Origin of the sequence: Priestia sp. 179-F W1.4 NHS, from assembly GCF_045369295.1 — a bacterium.
In the GTDB taxonomy this organism is placed as follows: domain Bacteria; phylum Bacillota; class Bacilli; order Bacillales; family Bacillaceae_H; genus Priestia; species Priestia zanthoxyli.
Genome location: NZ_JBIQFF010000007.1, coordinates 56,435 through 70,841 on the forward strand (window position 1 = coordinate 56,435; position 14,407 = coordinate 70,841).

Here is a 14,407-nt window from a genome sequence, read left to right on the forward strand (position 1 = left end):
GAGGTGTATAAAAGCAGCTGGAGGTTAGCCCGGCTGCTGATTGCTTGAAAGAGGAATATGCAAGGTAATGGCAGTGCCTTGGTTAGGAGTGGATTTCACTTCAATATGCCCTTTATGAAGTTCGCAAATGGCCTTTGCGATACTCATGCCGAGTCCAGCACCTTCTGTTTTTTCGGTTGTATTTGTGCCGCGGTAGTAGCGGTCAAATAAATTTTTCTGCGTTTCTTCATCCATTCCAATTCCATCATCTTGAATTGTAATCAAGACGTTGTCACTTTTTAGAACGGTCAAAATTGTAATAGTGGTGTTCTCCGCATTATGTTTAATAGCATTAAAAATTAGGTTATCAACCATTCGTTCAAACCACCGTGCATCAGCTTGAATAAAAGGTTGAAGGTGAACGGGTACATAAGAGAATTGCACATTTTTAATGGTTCGATCGTTAACGAATTTTAAAACAATATGCTGAAGCAATTGATGAACGTCCACTTTTTTTGTTTCTAAGGCAACCACATTATTTTTGAGCTTAAAGGCTAGTGAAAAATCTTCTACAAGCCCCACCATATATTCACTTTTGTCACGCAGCGTTTGGCCAATTTCTTTTAGCTCTTCTTCGTTCCAATTATAATAGCCGCTTTCAAGCATATGACCATATCCTTGAATCGTCGAAAGGGGGGTTCGCAAATCATGTGATATTCCAGTCATCCATTCTTCACGAGTGGTTTCTAGCTGCTTTCGTTCTTTTTCAGCTAAGCTAAGCTGCTCTGCCATCTCATAAAAGGCGTTAATGACTTCTGAATACAAACGATATTGAAAACGTACTTTTCCATTTTTCCGAAAGACGCGCTTCCGCTCTTTTTCTGTTAGCACTTCTGAATAGTTTCCGCTTCCCATGCGCCCGAGCCAGCTGGTGAAGAGAAGTAAGGGACCACCGTAGCGAAAAGCGTTCCAGATGGAGAAAGTAATAGTGGCTATAAGAACAGAAACCGCCACGATGATGGAGATCATCCAAGCTTTTCGGATAATAGATTCATCGGTTATACTGTGATAATTATTAGGAGTGTAAAAAACCCAAGAAATTTTCTTCTTTGGATCATGGAATACAGTAGCCGTTGAATCATATTTATCTTGTTCAATTTTTCGGGAAATAATTTCTAAAGGATCGTAACGTGTTTTTTCTTTAGGCATTCTAATTGAAGCTAAGATATCACCTTTCTCATTTAAAATTTGAAGCGAAGCATCTTTTTCTTTTAACGCCTTTTTGATAAGTGGAATATCGCTTTTGGGAGGCACACTTTGTTTATTATATTTAGCATACAAAGCGTATAGCTGGTCTTTTAAATCACTTTTATAGCCCAAAATATAATAAGTAGGTGTAGTCAAAAAGGTATCAAGTTCTGTTACGACATTATAGTTTCTAAATTTTTTGGTTTTATCCATTTCTAATAACTCTGAAAGACCGTAGTACTTAGGTAAGTCTTTTGGGGAGTTAACTTCTCCAATTACTTTTCCTTGTTTGTTCAGTACTTGGTACCATAGTCCTTCTTGTTTAAGCTGTTTTGCTAAATCATCTGAAACGCTTGCTTTTCCACCTTCAACTGTTGTATCCCCGGTTAATACGCTAAGTGATCCAGAGGGCAAGTCTCTTTTGATATCTTGCTTTGAAAGGTAATAAGCTAGGAACATTAAAGCGCAAAAGAGAACGCAGCAAACACATGCAATAATCGCAATAAACTGAAACGAAAAATGAAAGGTCAACCTTCTTTTAATTGATTTCATAGTGCTTTTCCGTTCACTAATTTATATCCAAGCCCTCGTACCGTAACTAAATGTTTTGGATTGCTAGGATTATCTTCGATTCTTTCTCTAATTCTTCGAATATGAACGGTTACCGTATTATCGTCTACGAACTGGTTATATCCCCAAACGGCTTCAAGCAGCTGTGATTTAGAAAGAACCATGTTCATGTTTTTACAAAAATGAAGTAGCAGCAAAAATACTTGTGCGGGGCAAGCAACCGTTTGACCATCTACAATGAGCTCTCCAGCGGATTCATCTACGATAAAACGATCAAACTCATAGCGATTTGAAGGCTGTAATTCCATTTTTACAGGACTTCTTTCGATCAGCGTTTGTTTTCTGCGCAATCGTGCTTTAATTCGTGCCGCAATCTCTAAAGGATTAAATGGCTTGGTTACGTAGTCGTCTCCGCCCATGGCGAAACCTGTTAACACATCCAAGTCAGATACTTTGGCTGTTATGAACAGGATATATGCGTTTGAGAGCTCACGAATTTTAGGACAAATATCAAATCCGCTTTTATCGGGAAGCATGACGTCCAACAAAATAATATCAATCGTTTTATTATGTAAAACATCTAGCGCTTCTTGAGCGGTGTGAGCTTTATAGATTTGGTTGAAGCCTTCTTTTTTTAATACTGTCTCCAGCATTTTGACAATAGCAATTTCATCATCCACTAGCAAGATAGATGCATCTTCCAATATAAATCACCTCTGTTTCATTTCATACGTATTCGATTTTAGCATAAGAACATTACGAAAAGATTAACAAAATTGGAAAATGTTAAAGAAAAGATAATCTCCCGTTTATTTTCTTGAAACCTTCATTTCATATACTAAATATACAGACACATAGTAAAGGAGTTAAAAGGATGAGTAATGATGTTAGGCGGGTTAAAGTAATTGATAGTATGAGAGGATTCAGCTTGTTTGGTATTTTACTAGCGAATATGCTGATTTTTCAATATGGTATTTACGGAAAGGATACGATTCATCTCTTCTCGCTATCGCCAAGTGATTCAGCAGCCTATGTCTTTTTAAAAGTCGCGGTAGAAGAAAGTTTTATGCCAATCTTTACTTTTTTATTCGGTTATTCAATGGTGAAGATGAAAGAAAGTTTAGAAAGAAGGCAGTTAGGAGTAAAAAGGCATTTCTTTCGCCGCTTTCTTCTGCTTCTAGGGTTTGGCCTACTGCATGGAGTACTTTTATGGGAAGGAGATATTCTTACGTTTTACGGAATGATGGGGATATTTTTATTAGTTTTCTTTTTAAACCGTAAAGCTAAAACGCTGTTGGTATGGGCATCGATTTTACTAGTTCTTACGGGAGCAGCCGGTTACGGTTCATTAAACGATAATATGTATCTTCTTAGTGATAAGCAAACGCTCACCACATACGTAAAAGATACGATTCATGTATATGGAAGTGGAACTTATGAACAAATTAAAGACCACCGCAACAACGTTGATCCGATGAATATAGCAGGATATAAATTTGCGTTTGCCTTCTTGTTTACACCATTTATAATGGGTGCTTTGTTTTTGTTTGGTATGTATGCGGGGAAGAAAAATTGGTTTTACGACGTTTCAGCTAATCCAAAACAGTATGGCCGTTGGGCGGCCGTGTTGATTCCGCTTAGCTTGCTGTTAAAAGGAACTATGTACGTATGGCCAGATGCTAATTGGGCTGGTTCTACACATATGTTAGGTGGGAGTCTCTTATCTCTTGGTTATATTGCAGGCTTTGCTTGGCTATATGCGAAATACGAAAAGTCATTTTTGATGAAGGCTTTTGAAAGCGTAGGCAGGATATCGCTTAGTAATTATTTAATGCAAACGGTTATATGCACGACGATTTTTTATGGTTATGGATTAGGTTATTTCGGAAAGCTCGGCATGATTGCAGGGGTTTTTGTCTGCATAGGTATTTACGGAATTCAGCTTATCGGAAGTTATATGTACGTGCAAAAATTTCAAACTGGACCGGTGGAAAAGCTGCTGCGCATATGGACAAATTTTTCTTGGAACGGAAAGCCCAAAGAGAAAAAAGCTTTACCTGAGGGAATAAATCATCCTTTTGTTGGATGATAGCAGTCAAACTTATTTAAAAGGAGATTTTCGAAATGTGGGCCATTAGTGTAAAAGAGTTTCAAAGCTTATTTAAAAGTGTTAAATCAATTATCGTTATTTTAATCGTATGCGGTGCTTCCTATGGAATAGCCCATCTAGTTAGTCAACTTGGAGGTCAACTGACGAGCGCACAGATTCGAGATGGAGCCAACGGGGGAATTCTGGTGATGCTTCTCGGATTCGGACCCTTGTTTATTTCAAGTCTTTCTCATAATGTTATTAATCAAGAAATTAAAACAAGAACAGCTAGGTTTTTAGTTACCAAAACATCAAGAGAGCGTATTGTACTAGGGAAATTCTTAGGAATTTGTTGTTTCTGGCTTGTTTGTATCTCTATTTCTTTTCTACTGATTGGGTTTATTTCGCATCATTTTTCTTTTTATATATTTTTAGAGTGCCTGCTATTCACCGTTTGTATCATTTCATTTGTTTTAATGCTTTCAGCTTTAATACCAAGTCCAACTCATACTATGTTTTTATCAATTATTTCATCGTTTGTTCTACCGGTACTGAGTGGATGGAGCATATTTTCATCAAAAGCGTACATTGCATGGTTTAAGTATGTGACACCCTACTACTATTTAAAGTTGGAGAAAGGTTATTTAACGGTTCTTCTTATTTTTGCAGCACTCTGTTTATGTACGGCACTTTGGAGTTTTAAAAGGAGAGAAGTATAATATGTATGCTATTGAAACAAGTAAATTAACTAAAAAGTATGGATCTAAAACAATTGTTAATAGTATTAATTTGCAAGTCCCACAAGGAGAAATTTACGGATTTTTAGGGAGAAACGGAGCAGGGAAGTCTACATTTATTAATATGCTTACCGGCGTTTCATTCCCTTCAGCAGGAGAATTTACGCTGCTGGGACAGAGTGATATTGATTTAGGGCTTCAGAAGAAAATAGGTGTGCTTCCTGACTATGCTACCTTTTATGATGAGATGACGGCACTCAATCATTTGCGCTATTTTTTAAAGATAAACGGACATCGTTTTTCGAAAGAACACTGTAGTAATGTACTGAAGAAAGTAGGATTAGAAGGACATGACCATCAGAAAGTTGGAAAGTTTTCTTTTGGAATGAAAAAGAAGTTAGGAATTGCTCAAGCGATTGTAACAGACCCAGATCTTATCTTTTTAGATGAACCAACTTCTGGAGTAGATATTGAATCTGCTCTCCACATTCATGAATTAATAAGAGAACTTCAAAATCAGGGCAAGACAATTTTTATGACGTCTCATAATTTAAATGAAGTTGAGAAGATTTGTACACGTGTGGCGATTATGAAAAATGGTGTTATTTTAGTAGAAGGGACAATGGAAGAACTGCGTTTTCAATACCAAGCGAAAAAAACGGTGATGATTAAACATGATCCTTACCCAAGCAGTCATAAAGAATATATTCAACAGTTTTTCCGTACGGTGAGTCCGGACGTGGAATACCATCACACGTACACAAAAGTGATGCTTCAAAAAGAGAGAAATATCCCTCTGATTATTCGCGAATTGATTCAATGCGGCATCGATATTTATCAAATTCACGTAGAAGAGCCTTCTTTAGAAGAAATCTTTTTGCAAAAAAACATCGTGGATCATTCGCAGGTAAGTTAATGGGCAAAAATCTGTTGGCTTACCACTCAGCCTGACTACGTTATTTATAAATACCAGTTAGGAAGCTTCTGACAAAAACATGTTCATTTTCTTCAGAAACTGATAAGATAGCTAATGACATTTAAAAATAAGAAAGGATTTCGATTATGTTATCAGCTATTAATTCAGTAGACTATACCATTTTCCATGCGGTGAATCAGTACGCCTCGCATGTGAAGTTTGTAGATTCGCTGATGGTATTCTTTGCAGATTATGCCCAGTATGTACTTATTGTTTTACTCGGCTTGTTTTTACTTATTAATAAAAACGGCAGCCGTGTTGTAGCATTCCAAGCTTTATGTGCTTGTGCCACAGGAGTCATTATCAATAAAGTGATTAGTTTATTTGCTTATCGAGATCGTCCATTTATCTCTCACCACGTGAATCAGCTTATTGATCACGCCGCGAATTCTTCATTTCCAAGCGACCATGCTACGTCTGCATTAGTTATCACTTTTACCATTTGGCTACATTTCAAACGTTCAGGGCGCATGTGGGTTGTAATGGGTGCACTCATCGCATTTTCACGCGTATGGGTTGGCGTTCACTATCCATTCGATGTGTTAACAGGAGCTATTCTAGGCTGCGTGCTGGCGCTGTTTATTCATTATGTTATTTTTAATACGAAACTGATGAGGGCTATTACCAATTTGTCTATTTTTCGAAAATCAGCTTATGACGAACAGTCTCAATATTATTAAGAAAAAGCCGCAAATACGCGGCTTTTTTTATTGGGAAATTTTTAATGCATTTAATACTTGTTTTTTAAAATTAAATTGTGTACAATTAAATTACAGAAATGATAAATAAAAAACTTTTAATAAAATTACTAAAAAAGAGGAGAGATTTATACATGAAAGCTTTATATGAAACAACAGTCGTTAACACAGGTGGAAGAACAGGAGAAGTTCATTCTTTAGATAATATCTTTAATTTAGATGTTGCAACACCTCCAGCACTTGGTGGAGAAGCAACAACAGCAACAAACCCAGAGCAGCTATTTGCAGCTGGATACAGCGCTTGTTTCAACAGCGCTTTAGAATTTATGTTGAAAAAACACAATGTAGAAATCAAAAGCAGTGAAGTAAAAGCTACGGTTCAGCTGCTTCCTGATAAAGCTGATCAAGGAGTAAAAATTGCTGTAGCGCTTGAAGCTCATATCGAAGGCTTAGATTTAGAAACAGCTAAAAAATATGTAGACCTAGCTCACTCATACTGCCCGTATTCAAAAGCAATCAGCGGTAACGTAGACGTAACGGTAGAAGTAGTTTAATTGCTTTAAAAAGCCCTGCTAAGCATGTAAAGCTTAGCAGGGCTTTTTTATTTGAATTTTCTCTATTCATTTGTAAAGAGTACTAGTATAATGAGGAAGAAAATGAATCATTCGCACAGTTTAGGTGCTCTTACATAGCGTAAGAGGTAACAGGGAATCGAGTGCAAATCTCGAGCGGTCCAGCCACTGTAAGCAGGGAGTTTTCTATCTTATCGTCACTCAAAACGGGGAAGGCGGTAGAAAATGATGATCTCAAGCCAGGAGACCTACCTATTCTGTACACTTGACTCTTCTAGGAAAGAGGCGGTGTATCAAGGTACGCAGTGAGCAATTGCTGTTTATTTTCATATGCCGACACATCCTCAATTTCTATAGAATTGAGGCTTTTTTACGTTTTATTTTAAAAAAAGGAGTGTAGGAAATGGAAGGTTTATCAGTTTTTTTACTTGTCTTTTTATTAGGAATCAGGCACGGATTGGATGCAGACCACTTAGCTTTTATTGACGGCCAGACCCGATATAATTGGCGAATGGGCAGCCGTTTTGCCCCGTGGGTTGGAACGCTGTTTTCACTAGGTCACGGAGGAATGGTGGCCGTCACGGCCGGGGTGCTGGGCGTGGTGATGAAGAATTTTACATTTCCATCATATTTCGATCATTTTGCATCTTGGGTATCCATTATCTCCCTCTTTCTAATCGGGACATTAAACACATATCATTTGCTTCGAACTAAAAATAAAGAAGAAGAGTTTCAGCTGAGCGGGTTAAAAGGGAAGTTTATCCCCAAAATCGCAAAAGGAACAACGAATCCTTTTTTAATTATTCTTGTAGGAGCATTGTTCGCTTTAGCAGCCGAAACGGTCAGTCAAACGGCCGTGTGGTCTCTAGCTGTAGGGAACGCAGGCAAGTATACGCCGCTTTTATTAGGACTAGTATTTATGTTTGGAATGATGCTGACAGATACAATCGATTCACTGATTGTACATAAAATGGTGAATGAATCGAGTAAGTTTGGGCAATCTGCTTCCCGCTTGATGGGCTGGGTTATTGTTGTCCTCGCGTATGGTGTGTCCTTCTACTTAGCGTTCACTTTCTTTAACCCATGGGCCGAGGTGAATTTTGAAATGGTTGGCGTTATTCTATTTATTTTTTTAGTGTCTATGTTTGTTTTTGTTAGTGTGAAGTCAAGAGGAAAAAATATCAAAATAAATATCAATTAATAAAATGAAAGCTTTAATCTGCTGGAGATTGAAGCTTTTTTGTATGAATTTGTTGAAGTTTATGGCTATTTTCGGTCGGTTACGAATAAGTTAAAGTATTATCTGTATTTTAAGGATGGAAAATTGTCTGAAAACCATTATAATTAAGGATAATTTAAGGTCGTTATGTGAAACGTAGAACATACTCATACGTACGATAAATAAAAGCAGTGAATGCACAAGCAGCAGGGGTTGTTTGGAGGAGGAATTGATTTGAGTCAGGTAATGGTAGAACAAAGCGTATTTAGTTATTTAAAAGAACACGAACAAGAGATGCTCGAAGATTTAGTTGGATTTGTGAAAAAAGAATCACCGTCCTACAGTAAAGAGTTAGTGGATCAGTGTGGAATGTATTTAACGCAGCTGTTTCAAAAGCGTTTAGGGGTAGGGTATGAAATCATAGAAGAAAAAGAAGTAGGAAACCACTTGAAATTTACGATTGGGGAAGGAGAAAAGCAGCTTTTAATTATCGGTCACTTTGACACAGTATGGGAAAAGGGAAGGCTGAGCTTAAGAACAGAAGGAAACAAGCTTTATGGTCCGGGAATTTTAGATATGAAAGGCGGCATTGTGCAATCTATATGGGCGATTAAAGCGATTCAAGAACTTGGCTTAGCACTGGATAAAAAAATTGTGTTTTTCTGCAATTCAGATGAAGAGATTGGGTCGATTTCTTCTAAAAAATATATTGAAGAAGAAGCAAAAAGAAGTGAAGCGGTGCTAGTAGCGGAACCGGCGGTGGCGGGTTCAGGTGCGTTAAAAACGTCGCGCAAAGGAGCGGGGATTTTCACCGTAAAGGTGTGGGGACGAGCAGCACACGCGGGTAATCATCACAAAGAAGGAATCAATGCCATTGAAGAACTGGCGCGCCAAGTGATTTTTCTGCAGAGCTTAACTGATTATGAAAAAGGTACAACGGTAAACGTTGGGACGTTTACCGGAGGCAGCGGTACAAATGTAGTGCCGGAGTATGCAGAAGCGCACGTGGACTTACGTGTTTCTACCGAAGAAGAAGCCGAGCGCATGACGGATATTATTTTGAATTTAACGCCCATTTTAAAAGGGATTAAGATTGAAGTAACAGGAGGCATGAACCGTCCTCCAATGGTTAAGTCTAAACAAACGGAAGAGTTATTTGAATGCGCTCAGTCAATCGCGGCCAAACTTGGGATGAAATTGGAAGAAGCAGCTGTGGGCGGCGGAAGCGACGGGAATTTTACAGCGGCCATTGGCATTCCCACGTTGGATGGATTAGGAGCATGCGGAAAAGGAATACATGCAGAATATGAACATATTCAAATTGATACGTTGTCCGAGCGTTCTTCTTTATTTGCGAATTTGCTGCTTCAAATATAAAAAAAGCCCGCCTCAAACGGCGGGACTAACCTGAAAGCTTATAGTGGGAGAGTATAAGCGTTCTTTTTTACTTACTGCTTTCTTCTTGAAGAGAAAAAGCAGTTTCTTTCTTTTTAAATACCACTTTATCAAGAGCAAGGAACTGGCTTCCTGCAAGGAACAAGTGAGCAGACATGGCAATTAAAGCGATATCAAACTCAAACCCGCCAACAAATCCGCTTTTAAGCTTGGCTGTGAAAATAGCGCCAAGCATAACGGCCACAAATAAAGCAGCTACGACTCTTGTTGCTAGACCAAGAATAATAAGGACCCCACCTACAAGTTCAATCGTTGCAACAATGTAGGCCATAAAACCAGGGATTCCTAAGCTATCAAAGAATCCTACTGTATTTTCAATCCCGCCCTGCCATTTTTGAAAACCGTGTACTAAAAATGTAAAACCTAATACTAAACGAATAATAAGTGAACCAATTTCGACGTTTTTATTCACTTTACTTCCTCCTTTAAGTTTATTTAATTAAACACTACGTTATGTAGTGTGAAAGCCCGAAAAAAGAAATGTAGCAATTAAATCAGAAAGTCTTTCTTATTTGGATAATTTTACAACATTATAAACATCACACTACACATTGTAGTGTGGTGTTTGTCCCCAGTCAAGTGAAAATATAAAATTAGACCATTTGGCATACAAAAAATTTCTGAAGGGCACTTGAAAAATCCTTTAATTATGTACAAGTTAGTTCCTTATTTTCAATCTTATTCTCCAACATGCTATACTGATGGCGGAGGTGTTACGATGCGCTTAGAAAATAAAAGAGTTATTGCGCTTGTTAGTGCAGACTTTGAAGATCTAGAACTATGGTATCCAGTGATGCGTCTTCGCGAAGAAGGAGCAGAAGTACATTTAGTTGGAGAAAAAGCAAACGAAACGTACATGGGGAAATACGGTGTTCCAGCCGTATCGGACTACGCATTTAAAGATGTTGATCCAGCTGAATATGACGCTATTTTAGTACCTGGAGGCTGGGCGCCGGATAAGCTGCGCCGCTACCCTGAAGTAATTGAAATGGTTCGTCATATGGACGAACAGCAAAAGCCAATCGGCCAAATCTGCCATGCAGGATGGGTATTAATTTCTGCAAAAATCTTAGATGGCCGAAACGTAACAAGTACGCCAGGAATCAAAGATGATATGGAAAACGCGGGAGCTATTTGGCATGATGAAGCAGTCGTAATCGACGGCCACATCATTTCAAGTCGCCGTCCGCCAGACCTTCCACCTTATGCAAAAGCATTTGCGGATGTACTAGCAGAGCAATAAGAAAAAAGCCGAAACCATATTGGTTTCGGCTTTTTTGTGTAAGGTGTTTCCAATTTAGAGGGTGTTGGGTATATGAGACTAAAGGTTATGCAAAAAATTACATTGATTTAAACGAATCATATACAAATAGTGTAAAAGACCGTAGGGATGACCTATTTATTGGTAAAGAATAGGTCGTGTATGATGGAAGGTGGGTTAATTCATGAGGCAGCAGCTTTAAATAAAGGGAGGGATACTGGTGAGTGAACTATGGGAGCGCTACGGAAAAACTGCTTGTATCATCTTTTATGTTTTTGCACTTGCGATGCAAATGACAACAACATTTTTAATTTGGAACGGTCGGAGTTTATTCTGGATTATGATCATTATACAGTTTTTAATTACAACTGTTTTTATATTTATTGCGTATAAAGTAGCTAACCGGGTGTTGTTAAAGTAATGGAAAAGGAGGAGATACGTATTGGATATCATGTTAACACCCTACAACACAACGTTGAGTAATGAAAAAGAGAATTTAAAACGTCTACAAAGTTGTAGAAAAAGCTTAGAGGCATATGAAAAAGAATTCGCTGATAAAAAGCGTTTAGTTAAACAGCCATCTAGCTCACCAGACAGTTTTAAAGGCAATAAAGCAACTACTTTTTATACTTTAAGAGATCACGATATACAAGAGAAGTACCAAGCTATACTTACGACTCAATTTACCCAAATTTTTGCGGAAATTGATACAAAGATAGAGTCTATTCAAAGCTCTATTCAAGAAACTCAAAGGTTAATAATAAAACATGAAGAAGCCCTTGAAAACGAAAAGAATAATAAGGAAGGAGCTTATTGATGGGAAAAGAAATTTTAATGAAGTACTCTGAAATTGATACCGCCCTTTCACAGCTTCGATTATCTGCTCAAGCTTTAGATCCCTCATTTCCTCAAGATATAAAGGGGCTTAATGTTCTAGACACAATGGATAAGCTAAGCGAGATTAACACTAAATTAGAGGCGCTTCTTAAGTCTTATCAGGCTTTACTAATAAAGAGCGAACAAATGGCTGGAAGTTCAGTAGAATTAATGAGGGAAGCTGATCAAAAGCTTTCAACCGTATCCGTATCTACTTCTATCTTAAAATAAAAGGAGTGTATGCCATGGCAAAAGTGTTAGATGCTCATGCTTTTCGTGAAGCAATTTTAAATACAAAAAGAAATATAGCAGTTCAACAAAAGATGGTGAGCCAGATAGGAAAGAGCGTGGATGGAATTATTGCTCTTGATTCTTCATTGAAAGGTGAGGGAGGAGAAAAAATTCGTCAATTCTATCAAGAATGCCATAAGCCTTTTCTTATGTTCTACAGTCTATTCCTTACAAAGTATATGACAACTTTAACAACTATCGATACAGCTATAGATGAAGTTGATAGTAGTAAAGATGCATTAATTCATGAAAGCTATTTAGAAAATGATTTAACAAAGGGTTTGAGCGATGCACAGCAATCCACCGTTAACTTAACAGATGAAACGAATAAAATAATTGGACAAATCCAAGATTTAATCTCGGTTAGTTCACTCGATGACAGCGAAGTAGTTAGTGGGTTTAACGATGCAAAAAAGCAGTTAAGTGATTTGGTGCAAAAAATCAACGAGTTCGATGCTACGCAGTCCCAAAGCCTTGAATCCATCAGTAAAGATATACAAACAATGGAGCAGCATGTAGAATCAGTTCAAGGTATGCTTAGCAACGGTGCACGTACATTGGATGTCTACCAAAATGGATTTGTCAAGACTACACCACAGTGGCGAACCATGAATAAACGTAATACCGATTATGTGAATTTTGCTAGGGAGTATCCAGTAGTCTTTCAAAGAATTACGGTAGAGAGTCAGTACCGTAATATGTATGATTTGTACTATAGTGGCAAATATGAGAGTACATTAGCAGTATTTTCAACTAACTCTAACATAACTAATAGGTTGAGTATCTCTAAAGATAACAAAGATTTGTATAGTAAAATTGTAAAAAAAGAAACTAAAAAAACAGATGGATTTGAAATCAAGAAAGACGTATCTGATAGTTGGGATTCAGATGGTGTAGGAAATGCAAATCTAGAATTTTCTACAAAAGAAGATACTTTAAGTATGAAAACCAAGGCATCAATAATAGATACGGAAAAGATGGATGATATACCAGGCTTTTTATCACAACAAGTTCTATATGGTGAAGCTGAGGTGGCAATGCCATATAGTTATAAGTCAATGATAGAGTCTATCGATTATGGACAAACGATAGGATTAAAAGGGGAAGTAGGAGTTTCAAAAAGCTCTTTTCATACAAAAGATTCAGCAGTTAGTGCAGATTTTACTTTTGGGAAAGCAGAAGCTCAGGCTAACTATGAGAACTACCAGGTTAATTTAGGAGCTGAAGCTGCTGTAGGAAAAGCTGAGTTTAAAGTCGAACCATTAGAATTTCCATGGGTGAATAAAATTCAAAAAGCTGTTGGACTTGATTATGATCCTTACGTTGGAGTAGATCTTTCAGTAGGAAGTATTGGAATAAGTGGATCATTAGGAAAAGAAACAGGAATTCATGCTGCTCTGGGAGTAGGTGCAGGTTTTTCTTACGGTTTCCAGGAAGATGAAGATGAAGATTAATATAAAGAGGTTTTTAATATGATTACCAATAAAAAAGATCTAAACAAAGTACTAAGAGCTGCTTGTATGATTTATGCAATTGTGATATCTCTTACTTTTACAGGTTTACTAACAGCTACGTTTTTCGTTATTCTTCCTGAAGCAGGAGTCCATTCTAGCACAGTAAAAAAAGCGATGGCTGGCGTTGCTTTTATGGCTTACGGCACTTCTGCAATTGCAATTTTTATTCGTTCAAGAATTAAAAAAGACATAGGGAGTGATTGTGAGTGAATAATCAACAAAACATTCATTACAAGGACCTTTTACCAATAGGTAGTGTAGTAAAACTAAAGGATGTTGAAAAATTTGTGCTGATTTTTGGTAGGTTTCAAATTCAAGCATCTAGTCAACAAATTTATGACTATGTTGGTGTTCCTTATCCTGAAGGCAATATTACGAGTGATTATAATGTATTCTTCAATCGTAATATGATTCAAAGTGTTGAACATTTTGGTATGAAATCAATAGTAGAAGATAAAATGAGAAAAAAAATAGAAAAAGAAATCCAAAAAGCCCGAGAGGAGGAAACTCAACAATGAAAAAAAGAATCCTACTAGTTGTGCAAGCTCTGGTCATTGGAAGCTTATTAATAGGATGTTCTTCCAGCACAAGCTCTAAAGAGGAAAGCAAGGAGCTTAAATCTAGTGATGAAGCTGTTAAAGTTGATACAACAGAGCTCTTGCCAATTGGAACAGTAATGAAACTAAAAAATGTAGACAAGGCTGTTATGGTTTATGGGCAATACCAAAAGAATGTTTCAAATAACATTACATATGATTACATTGCTGTACCATATCCTGAAGGTAATGTTTCTTCAGATTACAATATGTTTTTTAATCGCAACCAAATAGAAAAGGTTTTGCATGTTGGATACGTAACACCTGAAAGTAGAAAGCTTTTGAAAAATGTACAGCAGCAAATAGATGGAACAAAAAGTAAATAA

The 14,407-nt window shown here is 37.3% G+C and carries 18 protein-coding genes and 1 riboswitch; of the genes, 15 read left to right on the forward strand and 3 right to left on the reverse strand.

All coding sequences use genetic code 11. The features are described from left to right. Positions 1–24: 24 nt before the first annotated feature. Together ACH0CI_RS23170 and ACH0CI_RS23175 are read right to left on the reverse strand one after the other, a co-directional pair. Complete coding sequence (locus tag ACH0CI_RS23170) at positions 25–1,779, reverse strand: sensor histidine kinase (RefSeq protein ID WP_406902330.1); 1,755 nt, start codon at positions 1,777–1,779, stop codon at positions 25–27. Further along, positions 1,776–2,501: a response regulator transcription factor gene (locus tag ACH0CI_RS23175; protein WP_098112292.1), complete on the reverse strand. Its 726-nt coding sequence runs from the start codon at positions 2,499–2,501 to the stop codon at positions 1,776–1,778. Before ACH0CI_RS23175 ends, ACH0CI_RS23170 begins: the two co-directional genes overlap by 4 nt. A gap of 170 nt (positions 2,502–2,671) precedes the next feature. On the opposite strand from ACH0CI_RS23175, the gene ACH0CI_RS23180 reads away from it, so the two are divergent. The 7 genes from ACH0CI_RS23180 to ACH0CI_RS23210 all read left to right on the forward strand — a co-directional run bounded on the left by ACH0CI_RS23180 (position 2,672) and on the right by ACH0CI_RS23210 (position 9,465). Then, positions 2,672–3,886 (forward strand): DUF418 domain-containing protein, encoded by a 1,215-nt coding sequence (locus ACH0CI_RS23180; RefSeq protein WP_406902331.1) that lies wholly within the window; start codon positions 2,672–2,674, stop codon positions 3,884–3,886. Between the two features lie 35 nt (positions 3,887–3,921). Beyond that, a complete protein-coding gene (locus ACH0CI_RS23185) occupies positions 3,922–4,605 on the forward strand; it encodes an ABC transporter permease (protein WP_406902332.1) in 684 nt (227 codons plus the stop codon). A 1-nt stretch (position 4,606) separates the two neighbouring features. Continuing rightward, positions 4,607–5,539, forward strand: a complete 933-nt coding sequence (locus tag ACH0CI_RS23190; protein ID WP_406902333.1) for an ABC transporter ATP-binding protein — start codon at positions 4,607–4,609, stop codon at positions 5,537–5,539. 146 nt (positions 5,540–5,685) lie between these two features. Further along, positions 5,686–6,279, forward strand: a complete 594-nt coding sequence (locus ACH0CI_RS23195; protein WP_028412492.1) for an undecaprenyl-diphosphatase — start codon at positions 5,686–5,688, stop codon at positions 6,277–6,279. A 152-nt stretch (positions 6,280–6,431) separates the two neighbouring features. Continuing rightward, the gene (locus tag ACH0CI_RS23200) at positions 6,432–6,851 is read left to right on the forward strand and encodes an organic hydroperoxide resistance protein (protein ID WP_028412491.1); all 420 of its coding nucleotides are present in this window, start codon (positions 6,432–6,434) and stop codon (positions 6,849–6,851) included. A gap of 105 nt (positions 6,852–6,956) precedes the next feature. Beyond that, a riboswitch (cobalamin riboswitch) is annotated at positions 6,957–7,139 on the forward strand. A 133-nt stretch (positions 7,140–7,272) separates the two neighbouring features. After that, positions 7,273–8,070, forward strand: a complete 798-nt coding sequence (locus ACH0CI_RS23205; RefSeq protein WP_406902334.1) for a HoxN/HupN/NixA family nickel/cobalt transporter — start codon at positions 7,273–7,275, stop codon at positions 8,068–8,070. 231 nt (positions 8,071–8,301) lie between these two features. After that, positions 8,302–9,465, forward strand: a complete 1,164-nt coding sequence (locus ACH0CI_RS23210) for a M20 family metallopeptidase (RefSeq protein WP_406902356.1) — start codon at positions 8,302–8,304, stop codon at positions 9,463–9,465. A gap of 67 nt (positions 9,466–9,532) precedes the next feature. Here ACH0CI_RS23210 and ACH0CI_RS23215 read toward each other — a convergent pair whose 3' ends face one another. Next, a complete protein-coding gene (locus ACH0CI_RS23215) occupies positions 9,533–9,955 on the reverse strand; it encodes a DoxX family protein (RefSeq protein ID WP_033580717.1) in 423 nt (140 codons plus the stop codon). Positions 9,956–10,261: 306 nt separating this feature from the next. Between ACH0CI_RS23215 and ACH0CI_RS23220 the strand changes: the two genes are divergently transcribed. The 8 genes from ACH0CI_RS23220 (at position 10,262) to ACH0CI_RS23255 (ending at position 14,407) form a co-directional block, all read left to right on the forward strand. Beyond that, positions 10,262–10,786 (forward strand): type 1 glutamine amidotransferase domain-containing protein, encoded by a 525-nt coding sequence (locus ACH0CI_RS23220; RefSeq protein WP_013055087.1) that lies wholly within the window; start codon positions 10,262–10,264, stop codon positions 10,784–10,786. Positions 10,787–11,024: 238 nt separating this feature from the next. Further along, positions 11,025–11,225, forward strand: coding sequence for a hypothetical protein (locus ACH0CI_RS23225; RefSeq protein WP_326137952.1), 201 nt, complete (start codon positions 11,025–11,027; stop codon positions 11,223–11,225). Between the two features lie 30 nt (positions 11,226–11,255). Beyond that, entirely contained in the window at positions 11,256–11,621 is a 366-nt protein-coding gene (locus ACH0CI_RS23230; protein WP_406902357.1) for a YwqH-like family protein, read from the forward strand. After that, entirely contained in the window at positions 11,621–11,911 is a 291-nt protein-coding gene (locus ACH0CI_RS23235) for a YwqI/YxiC family protein (protein WP_406902335.1), read from the forward strand. Before ACH0CI_RS23230 ends, ACH0CI_RS23235 begins: the two co-directional genes overlap by 1 nt. A 14-nt stretch (positions 11,912–11,925) precedes the next feature. Next, positions 11,926–13,425, forward strand: a complete 1,500-nt coding sequence (locus ACH0CI_RS23240) for a T7SS effector LXG polymorphic toxin (RefSeq protein WP_406902336.1) — start codon at positions 11,926–11,928, stop codon at positions 13,423–13,425. Positions 13,426–13,443: 18 nt separating this feature from the next. Beyond that, positions 13,444–13,695, forward strand: coding sequence for a hypothetical protein (locus tag ACH0CI_RS23245; protein WP_406902337.1), 252 nt, complete (start codon positions 13,444–13,446; stop codon positions 13,693–13,695). Then, entirely contained in the window at positions 13,692–14,003 is a 312-nt protein-coding gene (locus ACH0CI_RS23250) for a DUF4176 domain-containing protein (protein ID WP_406902338.1), read from the forward strand. The genes ACH0CI_RS23245 and ACH0CI_RS23250 overlap by 4 nt, the downstream gene beginning before the upstream one ends. Beyond that, positions 14,000–14,407, forward strand: coding sequence for a DUF4176 domain-containing protein (locus ACH0CI_RS23255; protein WP_406902339.1), 408 nt, complete (start codon positions 14,000–14,002; stop codon positions 14,405–14,407). Before ACH0CI_RS23250 ends, ACH0CI_RS23255 begins: the two co-directional genes overlap by 4 nt.

Excerpts from the sequence above, each read along its gene's own strand:
- ACH0CI_RS23170 (WP_406902330.1), bottom strand. The coding sequence starts at position 1,779 with ATGAAATCAATTAAAAGAAGGTTGACCTTTCATTTTTCGTTTCAGTTT.
- ACH0CI_RS23180 (WP_406902331.1), top strand. The coding sequence starts at position 2,672 with ATGAGTAATGATGTTAGGCGGGTTAAAGTAATTGATAGTATGAGAGGA.
- ACH0CI_RS23185 (WP_406902332.1), top strand. The coding sequence starts at position 3,922 with ATGTGGGCCATTAGTGTAAAAGAGTTTCAAAGCTTATTTAAAAGTGTT.
- ACH0CI_RS23190 (WP_406902333.1), top strand. The coding sequence starts at position 4,607 with ATGTATGCTATTGAAACAAGTAAATTAACTAAAAAGTATGGATCTAAA.
- ACH0CI_RS23195 (WP_028412492.1), top strand. The coding sequence starts at position 5,686 with ATGTTATCAGCTATTAATTCAGTAGACTATACCATTTTCCATGCGGTG.
- ACH0CI_RS23200 (WP_028412491.1), top strand. The coding sequence starts at position 6,432 with ATGAAAGCTTTATATGAAACAACAGTCGTTAACACAGGTGGAAGAACA.
- ACH0CI_RS23205 (WP_406902334.1), top strand. The coding sequence starts at position 7,273 with ATGGAAGGTTTATCAGTTTTTTTACTTGTCTTTTTATTAGGAATCAGG.
- ACH0CI_RS23220 (WP_013055087.1), top strand. The coding sequence starts at position 10,262 with ATGCGCTTAGAAAATAAAAGAGTTATTGCGCTTGTTAGTGCAGACTTT.
- ACH0CI_RS23230 (WP_406902357.1), top strand. The coding sequence starts at position 11,256 with ATGTTAACACCCTACAACACAACGTTGAGTAATGAAAAAGAGAATTTA.
- ACH0CI_RS23235 (WP_406902335.1), top strand. The coding sequence starts at position 11,621 with ATGGGAAAAGAAATTTTAATGAAGTACTCTGAAATTGATACCGCCCTT.
- ACH0CI_RS23240 (WP_406902336.1), top strand. The coding sequence starts at position 11,926 with ATGGCAAAAGTGTTAGATGCTCATGCTTTTCGTGAAGCAATTTTAAAT.
- ACH0CI_RS23245 (WP_406902337.1), top strand. The coding sequence starts at position 13,444 with ATGATTACCAATAAAAAAGATCTAAACAAAGTACTAAGAGCTGCTTGT.
- ACH0CI_RS23255 (WP_406902339.1), top strand. The coding sequence starts at position 14,000 with ATGAAAAAAAGAATCCTACTAGTTGTGCAAGCTCTGGTCATTGGAAGC.